This is a genomic window from Evansella vedderi, assembly GCF_030813435.1.
Classification (GTDB): domain Bacteria; phylum Bacillota; class Bacilli; order Bacillales; family Salisediminibacteriaceae; genus Evansella; species Evansella vedderi.
Window position 1 is genome coordinate 26,500 of record NZ_JAUSUG010000028.1, and the last position, 15,102, is coordinate 41,601.

Annotated in this window: 13 protein-coding genes and 1 pseudogene; all 14 read right to left on the reverse strand. The window is 39.0% G+C overall.

Translation table 11 applies throughout. The annotated features are described in order from the left end of the window. Nucleotides 1-50: 50 nt before the first annotated feature. A complete protein-coding gene (locus tag J2S74_RS24000; RefSeq protein WP_307331219.1) occupies nucleotides 51-1,325 on the reverse strand; it encodes a tetratricopeptide repeat protein in 1,275 nt (424 codons plus the stop codon). Between the two features lie 89 nt (nucleotides 1,326-1,414). Further along, nucleotides 1,415-2,308: a hypothetical protein gene (locus J2S74_RS24005; protein ID WP_307331221.1), complete on the reverse strand. Its 894-nt coding sequence runs from the start codon at nucleotides 2,306-2,308 to the stop codon at nucleotides 1,415-1,417. 317 nt (nucleotides 2,309-2,625) lie between these two features. Next, nucleotides 2,626-3,915 (reverse strand): 3-phosphoshikimate 1-carboxyvinyltransferase, encoded by a 1,290-nt coding sequence (gene aroA, locus J2S74_RS24010; RefSeq protein WP_307331224.1) that lies wholly within the window; start codon nucleotides 3,913-3,915, stop codon nucleotides 2,626-2,628. Between the two features lie 11 nt (nucleotides 3,916-3,926). Next, nucleotides 3,927-5,030, reverse strand: coding sequence for a prephenate dehydrogenase (locus J2S74_RS24015; RefSeq protein ID WP_307331226.1), 1,104 nt, complete (start codon nucleotides 5,028-5,030; stop codon nucleotides 3,927-3,929). Between the two features lie 13 nt (nucleotides 5,031-5,043). After that, on the reverse strand, nucleotides 5,044-6,123 hold the full coding sequence (gene hisC, locus J2S74_RS24020) for a histidinol-phosphate transaminase (RefSeq protein WP_307331229.1): 1,080 nt from the start codon (nucleotides 6,121-6,123) through the stop codon (nucleotides 5,044-5,046). Nucleotides 6,124-6,177: 54 nt separating this feature from the next. Then, entirely contained in the window at nucleotides 6,178-6,975 is a 798-nt protein-coding gene (trpA, locus tag J2S74_RS24025; RefSeq protein WP_307331232.1) for a tryptophan synthase subunit alpha, read from the reverse strand. Next, nucleotides 6,972-8,186 carry a tryptophan synthase subunit beta gene (gene trpB / locus J2S74_RS24030; protein WP_307331314.1) on the reverse strand — a complete coding sequence of 405 codons (1,215 nt, stop codon included), beginning with the start codon at nucleotides 8,184-8,186 and terminating at the stop codon, nucleotides 6,972-6,974. The genes trpA and trpB overlap by 4 nt, the downstream gene beginning before the upstream one ends. A gap of 3 nt (nucleotides 8,187-8,189) precedes the next feature. After that, a pseudogene (locus tag J2S74_RS24035) lies at nucleotides 8,190-8,801 on the reverse strand (phosphoribosylanthranilate isomerase); the annotation flags it as partial. Further along, the gene (trpC, locus tag J2S74_RS24040) at nucleotides 8,785-9,567 is read right to left on the reverse strand and encodes an indole-3-glycerol phosphate synthase TrpC (RefSeq protein WP_307331316.1); all 783 of its coding nucleotides are present in this window, start codon (nucleotides 9,565-9,567) and stop codon (nucleotides 8,785-8,787) included. The pseudogene J2S74_RS24035 and the gene trpC, both read right to left, overlap by 17 nt. A gap of 8 nt (nucleotides 9,568-9,575) precedes the next feature. Then, on the reverse strand, nucleotides 9,576-10,592 hold the full coding sequence (trpD, locus tag J2S74_RS24045) for an anthranilate phosphoribosyltransferase (RefSeq protein WP_307331235.1): 1,017 nt from the start codon (nucleotides 10,590-10,592) through the stop codon (nucleotides 9,576-9,578). Next, complete coding sequence (locus J2S74_RS24050) at nucleotides 10,589-12,097, reverse strand: anthranilate synthase component I family protein (protein WP_307331237.1); 1,509 nt, start codon at nucleotides 12,095-12,097, stop codon at nucleotides 10,589-10,591. Before J2S74_RS24050 ends, trpD begins: the two co-directional genes overlap by 4 nt. A gap of 268 nt (nucleotides 12,098-12,365) precedes the next feature. Continuing rightward, complete coding sequence (aroH, locus tag J2S74_RS24055; protein WP_307331240.1) at nucleotides 12,366-12,749, reverse strand: chorismate mutase; 384 nt, start codon at nucleotides 12,747-12,749, stop codon at nucleotides 12,366-12,368. Nucleotides 12,750-12,752: 3 nt separating this feature from the next. After that, nucleotides 12,753-13,832: a 3-dehydroquinate synthase gene (aroB, locus tag J2S74_RS24060; protein WP_307331242.1), complete on the reverse strand. Its 1,080-nt coding sequence runs from the start codon at nucleotides 13,830-13,832 to the stop codon at nucleotides 12,753-12,755. Beyond that, nucleotides 13,832-15,004, reverse strand: a complete 1,173-nt coding sequence (gene aroC, locus J2S74_RS24065) for a chorismate synthase (RefSeq protein ID WP_307331245.1) — start codon at nucleotides 15,002-15,004, stop codon at nucleotides 13,832-13,834. The genes aroB and aroC overlap by 1 nt, the downstream gene beginning before the upstream one ends. Nucleotides 15,005-15,102: the final 98 nt, after the last annotated feature.

Here is a 15,102-nt window from a genome sequence, read left to right on the forward strand (position 1 = left end):
AAAAAAGTTGAGTCAAAAGGTGTGTAATCAACCTTTTGCTCAACTTTTTCTTAATTAGCCCCTTCTGTTAGATCCCTTAATCTTTCTTCCACATCTGTTCTGTCCGGAGACAGGGTAAAAAGTTTTTCAAGGAGTCGGATACCGTTCTCTTTCTCCCCTGCCTCTAAATAAGCATAAGCTGCCTCTTCTAATACCTCTATATCATCTCCAAATGCATCTAAAGCTGCTTCATAGGCTTTTAGTGCATTTTTTAAATCATCTTCTTCATAAAGAGCTTTCGCTTTATATCGTTCAAATAAAGGATCATACTCACCATAGTCCTCTAGGAAGGAAAGGAGCTCTATTACGCCTCCGAAATCTTCCATTTCCATAAAAAACATTAACAGCTCCTTGACGGCTGTTACGTTGGAAGGGTTAATAGCAATAACTTTTTCTAAAAAGCTCTTCCCTTCTTCTGAATTTCCTGTAGCGAATTGGGTTTTCGCCATTTCTAAATAAAGCTCTTCATTATATTCATCCTTATAAATTCCTTCTTGCAAAACTTCTAAAGCTTCCTTCATGCGATTTTTATTCCTTAATGCCTTTGCTAAGAAAGGATATAATGTAGTAAAATCAGGATCCAGTTCTTTTAAACGAGAAAACTGCTTTATAGCTGTTTCATAATCTTCTATTTGGAGTGCTGTATAGCCGTAACCAAATAAACCATTAATATCCTCATTTGTTTCTATCCCCTTCTCATAGTTCGTCAAAGCATCCTCAAACTGACCAGTGGCACTATAGGCCTCTGCTATTCGTAAGTAAGGATTCAATTCCTCTATATTTTTAAGGTCGTCCTGGTAGATTACCCTTTTAAAGTAAGGAATAGATTGTTGATAATCCCCTCTACTTAAATAGAATTCACCTAATCCATATAATAGGATTGGTTCATCAGGAGAAGACTTCTCCGCTTCCAACAGCTTCTGCTCAGCCACCTCTTCAAGCCCCTGATTTTGATAAATATCTGCTAAAAGGAGCTGTGCTTGAACGTAAGCCGAATCTCCTTTTTTTATTTCCATTAACATATCAATGGCATCGTCTTCTTTACCAAGCTCACTATAGCACTCTGCTGCAAAAGCAAACAGTTCTCCGTGATCTGGATATTGAAACATTAACTCTTCTATTAATTCTAATGATCGATCTACTAAACCTAGCTCATAATATAATTCAGCGATGGAACGTTTTCCTTCGTCATCTGCAATATTACGTAACTTTTCTATTTTCATTAGACCCTTTTCATGATAACCTTGTTCAATTAATTGAATAGCTTCTTGTAATTGATGATTCAATGGTCAACTCTCCCTCATACTTCTATGTATATTACATTTTAACCCATGGAAAAGAGGAGTCAACTAATGACTCCTCTTCCTATTGTTAGTTAATCTTCATATCTGTAAACATCTTGAATTGGTAAAAACTGTTCAGGAACAATACTAGTTAATTCTTCTCCCTCTATTTGATCTAAATTCCACTGCTTCCCAGCCTTCACAATATGTCCTTTAAGAGCAATAACATCTGGTAGCTTTATGGGCTGTTCCTCCCAAGGGTACCTTTCATACATTGTATAATCTGCATCACTCCCCATTACTAGAACACCTTTTTTTGGAAACAATCCAATCCGTTTTGCCAGTAATGGAGAAATAGCTTGCCCAGAAGGAGGAAAATGAAAAAAGGAATTCATTCTATTCTCTTGAACTATTTGTTTCCACGCCTGATGTATTTCCTGTCTTTCTGATTGTCCTTTAACAGTCGGTGAGGCTTCACATACTAAAAGAATCCTTTTTGGAAACATCCCTTCCAATAATCTTTTCCAAGGCATTCCTTCCAGTTGATTAAGAGAATCCGTCGAAAAAAAAATAATCGGTATGGATTCTAATTTAATTTTTCTCATCCAAGAATCTGTCAATCTAGAGAGCGGTAAACGAATAGCATGGACATAATCAAGAGGGCAAGTTAATAAAGAATTTCTACTCTTCATTAATGCATCTGTGAAGGATCGTTCATGATCGATTTCAATGACATTTACAAAGGAGGTAAAACCAAATAAAAGAAGACGTTTGACATAGGAAGTTCCCGTTCCATCTAAATAAGCTTGCGAAATATTATGGTCTAATGTTACTTTACCAGGAACAATTTCAAATTGATCTGTATTAAGCAAGTACATTCCAGAATGTTCAGAATTTATTTCCGAATACCTTACTTTACCATTTTCAATCCATAATCTTCTTTTCTTGTTTGTTTCAACATCTAAAACATCCATTTCATATTTCAATAAACTCCCCTCCCCTCTATCGTCAAGCTATGATAGAGGGAGGAGAAATATGTTAATTATTTGGCTCTTTTCGCATAGATGTTGTTTTAAAGCATATTTTTTGCTTGGATACGCTACAGGCGGACCAATTACGCCTAAAAGCAGACCACGTCCTGCGTCTGCGATTACTCTACGCAAACTACTCGAGGAAGCGTCTCAGGTCCCGCTTGTGGGCAACGGCGTAATGTCACCGTCCTGGTTCCGCGGGTAACGCTGGAGTCACCGCCTTTTGCTTCTCCAAGCTAAAAAAACAAAGTTTACGAAAACAGTCTAATTATTTATTCCATTAATTTTTCTAGGTCTTTAAAAAAGCTTGGATAGGACACGGCTATAGCCTCTGTATCCTTTACATAAACCTTTTCTTTAGAAATTAATCCACATAAAGCCATGGCCATACCAATTCTATGATCACCATAGCTCTGCATTGTACCTCCCTTAAGGGGCGTTGGACCTGTAATTTTCATACCATCTTCCGTTGCTTCAATATTTGCCCCTAGCTGTTTTAGTTGATTAACCATTGTATCAATTCTATTGGTTTCTTTTACCTTCAACTCTTCTGCGTCCTTAATAATGGTTGTCCCTTCCGCTTGAGTTGCTAAAACGGCAATGGCCGGAATTTCATCAATTAATCGTGGAATAATCTCTCCGCCGATTGTTATCCCTTTTAATTGACTAGTTTTAATGGTTAAGGTTGCCACTGGTTCCTGACCAAACAGTTTCTCATCGGCCACAACTAAATCTGCACCCATTTCTATTAGCACATCTAAAATGCCTGTTCTCGTTGGATTAACACCTACATTCGTTAATGTAATTTCACTATTTGGTACCATAGCCCCTGCCACAAGCATAAAGGCTGCTGAAGAAATATCTCCTGGAATCGGAATATTTGCTCCCTCTAACTCCTGTCCTCCTTGAATAGAAACGGAAAGACCGTTTACTTCAACATCTACCCCAAATGCCTTAAGCATCCGCTCTGTGTGATCTCGAGATCGATGAGGCTCTGTAACTGTGGTTTTTCCCTTTGCCCTTAATCCAGCCAATAGGATAGACGACTTCACCTGTGCACTTGCAATTGGGGAAACAAAGTTAACCCCATTTAAATGCCCTCCACGAATAAACAAGGGAGTATACTGTCCATGTTCTCTCCCATCAATAGTTGCATTCATCATTTTCAAAGGGCCAGTCACCCGTGCCATTGGACGCTTGGCAATGGAATCGTCTCCAACTAGTACAGATGAAAAAGGGAGAGATGAGAGAATACCAGAAATTAATCGTATAGTTGTTCCTGAATTCCCAACATCTAAAACACCAGTCGGTTCCTTCAACCCGTCAAATCCTGCTCCTTCGATGGACACTTTATCTCCGTCCTGTTCTATAGTGACCCCGAGCTTCTCCATACACTTAATAGTACTTAAACAATCCTCTCCCGTTAAAAATCCTGTAACCTCCGTTCGTCCTTTCGCGATGGAGCCGAACATGACCGCTCGATGGGAGATAGATTTGTCCCCCGGTACAGATAAGCAGCCATTTAATCCTTTAGAAACTACTTTTACTAATTGTTGTTCCATTATCTCATCTCCTAGGGTGTGTCGTATGTTTCGTACATATGATTTTCTAATGCTTCCTTTGCTTTTAGCAAATCTTCTTTTGAGCGAAAACTTAAGCGGAGAACACCCATTATATCTTCCCTCGCTTCTATTATTCGAATGTTCGTTATACTAATTTTCTCCTCCGCTAAGATACCCGTTACATCGGAAATTACACCTGGATGGTCCGGTACATCCACATATAAATCATTAAAGGGCATAAGGGCGCCCTTTTCCCCTACTGGAAGTTCATCACGTAATTTTTTGGCGTTCTCAAAAAAAGCATAAATTGCCTCACCATCCTCTTTCTCAATGATTTGGCGAATGCCCTTCATACCTTCTTCCCAATCCTTTAATAAGTCCAACAGTATTTGTTTATTTTGTAGAAGAATATCTCTCCACATGGAAGGTGAAGCTGAAGCGATCCGGGTAATATCCCGAAACCCTCCTGCAGCTAACTGGGAAACTACAGGGTGTTCCTTGCCCATTTCACCTGTTTGCTGGACGAGGGCTGATGCAATAACATGGGGTAAATGACTGATCATTCCTGTGAATTTATCATGATCTTTCGGGTCTAACTCCATAAACCGAGCTTTTGTTCCCCTTAACCAGTTTTGCAATTGAATTACCTTCGAGGTTGGTGTATTTTTTGTTGGCGTTATTATGTAAAAAGCATTCTCAAAGAGCCTTTCATTAGAAGCTGTTACTCCTGATTTGTGTGAACCGGCCATTGGGTGTCCGCCAATAAAGTAGACACCTTTTTGGGTAAGTTTCTCCCCCTTTTGGACGATAGTCGCTTTTGTACTTCCAACGTCAGTAATAAGACAATTTTCTTTTAAGGCTATGGATGATAATTCTTCAATAATTGCAATAGCACTTTGTACTGGTGTAGCTAAGATTATTAAGTCACTTGTGCCTGCTTCTTGTAAATAATTATCAGTAATACGGTCCACTACTTGAAGGGAGAGGGCAAGCTTTCCAGCTTCCATCTCCACATCATAGCCCACTATTTCACAGTCTGGATGTTCTTTCTTTATGGTTAAGGCTAATGAGCCTCCGATTAACCCTAATCCAATTAATAAAACCTGCTTCCTCACTAGTGACCTCCTGCTACTCCAATTTAGATAATACGTTTATAATACGTTGGTTTTGCTCCTCTGTACCAAGTGTGATCCTTACAGAAGATGGGAAACCAAGTGCTTCCCCGTTTCTAGTAATAAACCCTTTTGCTAAAAGTTTTTGAAACACTTCACCACCTGGCTTCTTTAAGTCCATTAAAATAAAATTAGCCTGAGAAGGATAGTAGTCATAACCAAACTCTTCACAGAATTTCTCAAAGCGTGCCATTTCAGTACGATTTTTCTCAAAGCATGTTTGAACAAACTCCTGATCAGCTAAAGCTTCAACAGCTGCTCTCTGGGCGAGGGTATTCGTATTAAATGGTTCTCTTCCCGGATCAATCGCTTTAATTAACTCCTCATTTGCAACACCGTAGCCTACACGCAGCGCCGCTAATCCATAAGCCTTTGAGAATGTCCTTAAAATCATTAGATTAGGGTAATCCTTTAATAAGGGGATGGTTTCTGGATAATCATCTGTCGACACATATTCATAATAAGCTTCATCGCTAACTACTAGTAAATGTTCAGGTACCTGCTTTAAAAAATCTAGAAATTCTTTTTCACTCACATAAGTACCAGTAGGATTATTTGGGTTACAAACGAAAACAATCTTCGTATTTTCATCTATCGCTTCTAGCATCCTATCCAAATCATGTACCCCATTTACTAAAGGTACTTCTTTCACCAATGCTCCTTCTATCACTGCATTATGTCTGTATTGAGGAAAAGTAGGGGTGGCTGTAACAATATTATCCCCTTTAGATAGAATAGAACGGCAAAGAATTAAAATTACTTCATCTGACCCGTTTCCAAAAAGAAGTTCCGTCTCCTTTACTCCGAGCTTCCTTGATACCTTTTCCCTTAATTCCCTTGCATATCCATCTGGATAAATGGCCAAGTCCTCAAGGGATTCTTGAATTACTTGTCTTACCTTCGGAGAATAGCCATAGGGGTTTTCATTAGAAGCTAGCTTAACCACTTCCTCTAAACCAAGCTCCCTTTTTACCTCTTCTATTGGTTTTCCTGGTTGATAGGGAACAAGCCCAACCATTGACTGCTTTACTTTCAATTTAATTCCCCCGTTCTGTGTGCTATTAATAATATTTTCTACTAGTATATCGTATTATGAAATCATTTGTACGACAAATTCTTTAATTTCTTTTAGTGCAACTTCTTTTAAATGTTCGTCCGAAAGGGCTTTGTTTTTTTCTGCAATCAGTTTTACTAAAGCACTTCCTACTATAACCCCATCTGAGATTCCATTGAAATACTGAACATGCTCCCGCTTCGAAATACCAAACCCTACTAAAACCGGAACAGATGTTAAGTTTTTTACTGCATTTATAGATTGTCCTAAATCCTCTGAAAAGGTATCCCTAGTACCTGTTACACCTAGTGAAGATACAAAGTACAGAAACCCATCTCCATGCCGGCAAATTTTTTCCATTCGTGTCTGGGAGCTGAGGGTAACTAAGGAAATTAAGGAAATGTCGACTTCATGACAAAGGGCTCTTATTGTATCACTTTCCTCCACCGGAAGGTCCGGGATTAAAAGACCGTCAATTTCCGCTTCTTTCATGAGAGTGATAACCTTTTCTTCCCCAACAGCTAAAACAGGATTTATATAAGTGAATAAAACAATAGGAATTGTAAGTCCTTTTTTTCTAGCTATTTTAACGCCTTCAATAGCTTTCGTTAGGGTCATTCCCCTTTTTCTAGAACGCTCTCCTGCTTCTTGAATAATGGGACCATCTGCAAGTGGATCACTAAAGGGTACGCCCCATTCCAATGCATCTACTCCTGCCTCCTGTAATGTTAAGGCAATATCTATGGATGCTTCAATGGAGGGATCCCCTGCCATTATATAAGGTACAAATAGATTTTCTTTTGATTGAAAGCTAGGGTTCTTTAGGCGATTCATTCTTCGTTCCCTCCTAACACTTGTTGGATCGTATGAACATCCTTATCTCCTCTTCCAGACAGGCAAACTAAAATACTTTCAGAGGTATCCATTTCCTTTGCCCGTTTTAAAGCATAGGCAAGGGCATGAGCCGATTCTATTGCTGGGAGAATACCTTCTAGCTCGCATAAGGTTTGTAGAGCTGCTAACGCTTCGTCATCGGTTATAGCCTCATAGCTTACTCTTCCAAGATCCCTTAAATAAGCGTGTTCTGGTCCAATACCAGGATAATCTAATCCAGCAGAAATAGAATACGGTTCTACAATATTCCCCGCTTCATCTTGTAATAAATAAGATAAAGATCCATGAAGAACTCCCTTCACTCCTTTTGTGAGTGTAGCTGCATGCTCGTTCGTTTCTGTTCCCTTTCCCGCTGCTTCTATTCCAGTTAGGCGAACATTCTCCTCAATAAAAGGATAAAACATTCCAATGGCATTACTTCCTCCGCCTACACAGGCAATAATCTCATCCGGTAATTTCCCTGTTTCATTTAAGAATTGCTCTTTACTTTCCCTGCCAATAACGGATTGAAATTCACGAACCATCTTCGGGTATGGGTGAGGTCCTACTGCAGAACCAATTAAGTAAAAGGTATCATTTACATGGGTTACCCAATGGCGAATGGCTTCGTTCGTTGCATCCTTTAAGGTTTTCCCCCCACTAGTGACTTGGATGACTTCAGCACCCAATAAACGCATTCTAAAAACGTTTAGTTCCTGACGTTTCATATCTTCTTCGCCCATGAATACTTTGCAGCTTAACCCATACCTTGCAGCTACAGTAGCTGCTGCTACACCGTGTTGACCTGCCCCCGTTTCTGCTATGATGTTTTTCTTACCCATCCTTTTCGCAAGAAGGGCCTGTGCTATCGCATTATTAATTTTATGGGCACCAGTATGATTTAAATCTTCCCTTTTTAAATAGATGGAGGCCCCTCCAATAAAGTCGGTCAATCGATCCGCCTTCGTTAATGGTGTTGGACGGCCAGAATAACGCTCCCATTCCCTGTGTAATTCCTTATAAAAGCTTTCATCATTTTTTATCGTTTCAAATGCATGCTCTAATTCTTCTAAGGCATACATTAATGTTTCAGGTACATAACGGCCCCCGAATACACCGAATCTTCCAAGTGAGTCTGGTGCTTGATATTGACTCTTCACTGCATCAACCATATCTCTCATCTTCCCCTCATTTTTTTCACTATTTGTTTCTATCCCAGATGATACATCAATCCCTAGTGGTCTAAAGTTGAATAACTTCTTTATATTCTCTGGTTTAACACCACCTGCAATTAGACAGGGGACCTGTTGTTTCCTTGCCTCTTTTGTATAGGAGGGAATTTGCTCCCAATCAAAGGAAATCCCAGTTCCTCCCCATTCATACTCTGTTTTTGTATCCACTACATAGCCGTCTACAATTCCGTCATAGGCTTTCATCTTATTAAGACTTTCTGGTCCATGGTGAATGGTTTTATAAATGGAGCAGGGTATTTCTTCTTTGAGTTCTTTTATAAATGCTGGTGATTCATTTCCATGACATTGAACTACATGTAGTTTGCATTTCCTAGAAGCTTCTGCTATATTTTCCTTTTTTTCATTTACAAAAACCCCTACAATTTTTTGATGGGACTTAGGTGGTATTTCCTCTGTCCAACGTTGGACTTCTTTAAAGGTAACTTGCCTTTTACTAGGGGCAAATACAAAACCAATATAGTCAACTCCACAATTCACTGCCTTTTCGTAATCCGTTAAGGATCTCATTCCACAAAATTTAAGAAGTGGCTCCATTGAGCGATGCCTCCCCAAACCATTGGTTGAAAACCTTTGTTTTATTTTTTTCCACCATTAAGGTTTCTCCAACAAGTATTCCATTGGCATTTATTTCCTTCAAAAAATTAATATCCTCTTTCGAACGAATTCCACTTTCACTAATAAACAATACATCCTTTGGAATAAGTTTGGATAACCGATTAGATGTTTCCAAAGTTGTTTCAAAGGTTTTTAAATTCCTATTATTTACACCAAGGATTTTTGGGTGGACTGTGGACATAACTTTATCCAATTCCTCTTCATCATGAACCTCCATTAAAACATCCAAGCTTAATTCTTCTGCTAAAGACATATATTCTTTAATCTGAGTTTTACTTAGTATAGCTGCAATAAGTAAAATGGCATCTGCACCCATACTTTTTGATTCATAGATTTGTATTTCATCAATGATGAAATCCTTCCGTAATACTGGCAGAGCTGTGTGCTTTTTTACTTGAGTTAAATAGGAACGATGACCTTTAAAATAACGTTCGTCCGTCAACACAGATATGGCATCTGCTCCACTTTTTTCATATTCTTTTGCAATTTGAACAGGTTCAAAATTCTCTACTAAAACTCCTTTTGATGGACTAGCTTTCTTTACCTCAGCAATTACCCCTAATTCATGGTTTGGGTTAAGTAATGCCTCATAAAAGGAACGACCTTCTACAGTTACTCCCTCAACATTTATTTCGCCCAATTGGGTAACTTCCTGTTTTTTTTGTTCCACGATCTGATCAAGAATGTTTGCACTCATTGAGACATTACCTCCCTATTTCCTGCTGCAAGCTTCTGAAGCTGCTTTTGTACCCGTTCTCCTAAAGCCTCTTTGGCCTTTAGAACTCCTGAGGCTATAGTTGGAGCTGATCCATATATATATAAAGCAGCACCGGCGTTTAAGAGTAAAATATTCTCTCCCTCTTTTGGCCCCTTCTTCCTAAAAATAGATTTTATCATTTCCGCACTTTCTTCAGGAGAATGGACTAAAATAGACTCGATGTTCCCCCTTGTTAATCCAACCTCTTCCGGGGTAATGGAGTACTCTGTTATCTTTCCATTATTCAATTCAACCACATTTGTTGCCCCTGTGATAGTAAATTCATCTAAACCATCCTCCCCAGTAACAAACATGGCACGATCTATTCCCAATTGGATTGATGCTTCAGCCATTTTCTTTGCTTGATGATGATCGTAGACACCAATTAATCTTCTAGAAGCACCTGCTGGGTTTGTTAAAGGGCCTAGTATATTAAATATAGTTTTTACTCCTAATTCTTTTCTAGCCTTTGCCACATGCTTCATGGTTGAGTGATAGATTGGAGCAAAAAGAAAACAGAGATTATTTTCAATTAAGAAATCCAGTGCCTCCACCTTATTGGTTTGAATGGGAATGCCTAAACATTCTAATACATCCGCACTCCCTGTTTTAGACGAAACACTCCGATTCCCATGTTTCGCCACCGGTATATTTAAAGAGCTCACTAAGATAGCCACTGCAGTAGAAATATTAAAGGTTCCTACCCCATCTCCACCTGTACCGCAAGTATCTAGAACTGGAAAGGGAGGATAAACTTGAATACTAGATTCTTTCATTCCCTTTGCGAAACCTACGATTTCTTCCACTGTCTCACCACGATAACGGAGGATTGATAAGATGGATGCTATTTGCTCATTACAAACAGAGCCGTTTAACATTTGAACGATTAATTCCTTTGCTTCCACTTCTGTCATCGTATGTTTTTTTAATAGGTTTTCGATATAGGTCCTCATTGGAATACCTCCTCCATTTCATACCGTTGCTCCGCAATTTTTATAGCATAAAGTAGCGCTCGAGCTTTATTTCTCGTTTCTTCCCATTCCGCTTCCGGCTTAGAATCATAAACAATACCAGCCCCCGCTTGAACAGAAGCTATGCCATTTTTTAAAATAATTGTTCGTATAGCTATACAGGAATCCACCGCTCCATTCCAGCCACAGTACGCTATTGCCCCGGCATAAACACCTCGTCGATCTTTTTCTAACTCTTGAATGATCTCCACTGCCCTTACTTTAGGTGCACCAGAAACGGTTCCTGCAGGGTGAGCTGAAAATAACGCTTCAAATGGATCTAGTTCACTTCTTAGTCGTCCCTTTACCTTTGTTATTAGGTGCATAACATGGGAAAAGTAGGACACTGTCATCATATCCTCCACCTTAACGGTGCCAAAATCACTAACTCTCCCTAAATCATTCCGTGCTAGGTCCACAAGCATTAGATGCTCAGCCTGTTCCTTTTCATCCCCTTTTAATTCTTCCGCTAACTTTAGGTCTTCTTCCTTTGTTTTCCCCCTTGGTCTTGTACCAGCAATCGGGTGAATCTCCAATTCCCCCGATTGATCTACCTTTACAAGTCTCTCTGGTGAGCTTCCAATTATTTCTTGGTCCCCTAGACGTAAATAATATAAATAAGGAGAAGGATTAACCTTTCTCAACACTCGATATAAATCTAAACCAGAGGATTTTACTGGATAGTCGAACCGTTGTGACAAGACTCCTTGAAATATATCACCGGCTTCAATATATTGCTTCAGTTTTTCTATAGCTTTCATAAAGGATTCCTTATCATAATTGGAAACTACCCCATCAAAGGCTTCCTCTGCCATGGGCAGCTTAGATGATAAAACGGTAGTAGGTTCAGTATTTAGTCCCTTTTGAATAACTGTTAAAATTTGTTGAATAATCCCTTTCCCATTTTCGTAACTACCAACTACATTACGGTGATTAACCTTTTGAAGATGAAAGATGGTTAATTCTTCCTTTTGGTGATTATACGCCAAAATAGTATCGCAGAAAACGAGGTGGACGTCCGTTTCCTTTGCAGCTTTTGTTTGAATCTTCTTTTCATAGAGTGAGAATGATTCAAAGCTAAAATAACCAACAGCCCCACCAGGAAATGGGAAATCCGGCCATATAGGGGCTACACTGAAAAATTCGACACTACTTTTCCAAATATCGTTAAAAGAGTCCCCCTTTAATAGAATATCTCCTTTTGTATTCTCTAACTGAAATAAACCTTCACGTTCAAAGAGAAAATAACTTGGCGAAAGGCCAATAAAAGAGTAATTTGACCAACTGGATATTGGGTCTTTACTTTCTAAAATAAATGCGGCCTGATCATCAAATAATTGAAATAATTGAATAGGAGTTTTTGTATCTGCAACGATAGTCGTAGACATTGGGATTGTATTATAAGTTGCAGCATATTCTTGAAATGTTTGTAGACTCGTTTCAATCACTTTCTTCACCTCTTCATTATAATTAGAGTGATTGATTCGAGGAGGCATTTAGTTGGGGTATAGGGAAGTGCCTTAATAGATGGCATATCACATCACTTCAGCACTTTAAATTAATAAAACAAAAAGATAATGAAAACGTCTACCGTAGAGGTAGACGCTATTATCGCCCATGTAAACTCTACTCTGCTCTCCTCAACTCATACTCTGCTAAACTTACTCTCTTCTCACTAAATAAACTAACTATTCTTAACTTATCTTGTAATACATCCTATCGTGAATCACATTTATTTGTCAAGGCCAAATCAGGCCTTAATTTAACTGCCCTTTCTAAGTAAATATGCTGAACTTCATCAGGACGTTTCGATGTATTTACCGTTGCCATAATTCTTATACACTTTTCTAAACTATTCGGCACTGGAATCTCTTGTGCACACATAACTGGCACTAAGTCATATCCATCCAACTGCCTTAAACCTGCTGCTGGAAATGCAGCATTTAAATCATGGGTTACAGTAATTAACATATGCGAAATGTCGTCTGGATGATATTGATTAGCATCTTGCATTTCCTTTACTAATCTAGCGGCAGCAGCTATAATTTCATCACTATTATTATTTTCCACTGTGATAGCTCCCCTAATTCCCCTTACCACGGTTCAACCACCTTTCTTCATTGAGAGTTCTTCCAATAAAATCTCCTCTGTTATTTCTATAAGTTCCGGATTCCCAAACTCCTTTAATAACACAAAGCGAATGGATTGATTATAAGATTTCTTATCCACCTTCATTCGATCGAGCAATTTGTGAATATTCACATCTGGAATCGTTAGATCATAGCCTAAACTTTCTAACATTTTTAAATAGGTTTCATAATTTAAATTTACATGAAACACTTTTTCACTGACTGCTAAAGCGAATTTCATCCCTATAGCCACTGCTTCCCCATGTGTAATTTCTCCATACCCAAGCTCAGCTTCAATAGCATGGCCTAACGTATGACCAAAGTTTAAAAAGGCCCGATTTCCAGCTTCTTTTTCATCTTCTTCCACTATTTTTGCCTTCACTGCAATAGATCGATATATCATTTCTGATAATATATTCATATCCCAATGTTGAAAAGACGTTACGTTTCGTCTTAGCCATTCAAGAAATTCCTTATCCGCTATAAAACCATGTTTAATCACTTCGGCAAATCCAGAGCGCCATTCATGCTCAGGTAAGGTCATTAACAACTCAGGGTCATATAATACAAGGGATGGTTGGTGAAAAGCCCCCACCATATTTTTTCCCAACTGATGATTAATACCTACTTTACCACCAACACTGCTGTCATGTGCTAAGAGGGTAGTGGGTACTTGTACAAAGGGTATTCCCCTCATATAGGTGGCTGCAACAAATCCAGCCAAATCTCCCACTACTCCCCCACCGAGGGCAATTATCATTGCCCCCCTATCAAGTTTAAATTGCAAGGCCGCGGTTAGTAGGTTCTCGTACTGTTGAAATGACTTTGCCTTTTCTCCATGAGGTACAATTGACGTCTCTACTCGAATATGATTTGGAAAGGAGTTCAGGACCTCCTCTAAGTACAGATCTGCTACGCAATCATCTGTTATTACCAAAAACGAAGTGGGATGCTTCTTTGTTTGCTCTATGATATATTCATAGAGTTGCTTTCTGCTTCCAGGCTCAATAATAATGGAATAAGGATGAACGGAGGAATTAACCTGTAAGTTCATTAAAAATTCCTCGCTTTTTCTCTGTAATTCTCAAGACTTTCCAAAATATCCTCTAGTGTATCTGAACCGAACTTTTCTAGCATGGCATTTGCCAGCTCCCACGCAACTGCAGCTTCACAAACAACCGCTGCAGCTGGTACGGCACAGCTATCGGATCTTTCGATACTAGCAGAGAAAACTTCTTTCGTTTCAATATCTACACTTTGTAATGGTTTATATAAGGTCGGAATAGGCTTCATAGCACCTCGAACCACTACAGGCATACCATTGGTCATACCACCTTCAAAACCACCGAGGCGATTTGTTCTTCGATAAAATCCTCTCTCCTCACTATGAAGAATTTCATCATGAACCTTACTTCCTAATAATCTTGCTGCTTCAAACCCAATACCAATCTCCACACCCTTAAAGGCGTTTATACTCATAACTCCTTGGGCAATCTTACCGTCGAGCTTACGATCATATTGAACATGACTTCCCAAGCCGATTGGGAGGTTCACAGCAACTACTTCCACAACCCCACCTATGGAGTCACCATTTTCCTTTGCCTCATCAATGGCTTTTTTCATCTTTTCACTTGCTTCTAGATCTAAGCATCTTACTTCTGATGCTTCTGTCTTTTCTTTTAGTTCCTTTATGGATTCAAAGGCTGACGCTTCACTTCGAATGTTTCCAATTTCTAGTACATGTCCGCAAATTTCAACATCGAGAGATTTTAGTAATACTTGCGCCACAGCACCAACTGCAACACGTACTGTTGTTTCCCTTGCAGATGACCTTTCTAAAACATTTCTCATATCTCGATGACGGTATTTTATTGCCCCATTTAAATCGGCATGTCCAGGTCGTGGCCTTGTTATTTTTCGTTTTACGTCCTGCTCTTCTTCCTCTGTAATCGGTGCTGCACCCATAATTTTTTCCCAATGCTTCCAATCTTTATTTTCCACAATTAACGTAATTGGAGCACCTGTTGTTTTACCATGCCTTACACCACTAGTAATTCGAACTCTATCTTTTTCAATTTGCATTCTTCTTCCGCGGCCATACCCCTTTTGTCTCCGCTGCAGGTGTTCATTTATTTGCTCTTCTGTTAATGGTAATTGACTAGGAACCCCTTCGATTATTGCTGTAAGCTCGGGTCCATGTGATTCTCCTGCTGTTAAAAATCTCATTATATCAACCTCAGCTTTCTTTTCTTTACCGCTTTTACGCATTAAATTATTTTGTTATGTATCATTGTCGATTATTTTACTGTCTTTTTCAAGGGTTT